The organism is Novosphingobium sp. BW1, assembly GCF_008107685.1.
GTDB lineage: Bacteria > Pseudomonadota > Alphaproteobacteria > Sphingomonadales > Sphingomonadaceae > Novosphingobium.
Window position 1 is genome coordinate 1 of record NZ_VIRF01000008.1, and the last position, 379, is coordinate 379.

1 protein-coding gene is annotated in these 379 nt (G+C 30.6%); it reads left to right on the top strand.

The features are described 5' to 3' along the window. Positions 1-377 (top strand): hypothetical protein (locus tag FMM79_RS00040; protein WP_371710481.1); only part of this gene is annotated, 377 nt, incomplete at its 5' end. Between the last annotated feature and the right edge of the window lie 2 nt (positions 378-379).

The following is a 379-nucleotide window of genomic DNA, read 5'->3' on the forward strand; positions in this document are numbered from 1 at the left end:
AGTATATAAAGTCTGGTAGAGCCTTAGATGATAAAGATAAGGAAATACGAGAGAAAGATGATTTATTAAATAAAGCAGTTGAGCGTATTGAAAACGCAGACGATAATTTTAACCAACTTTACGAAAATGCAAAGCCACTTAAAGAGAATATAGAAATAGCGTTAAAGCTTTTAAAAATCTTACTAAAAGAGTTAGAACGAGTTTTAGGAAGAAATACCTTTGCGGAAAGAGTTAATAAGTTAACAGAAGATGAACCAAAACTAAATGGTTTAGCAGGAAACTTAGATAAAAAAATGAATCCAGAATTATATTCAGAACAGGAACAGCAACAAGAACAACAAAAGAATCAAAAACGAGATAGAGGTATGCACTTATAGAA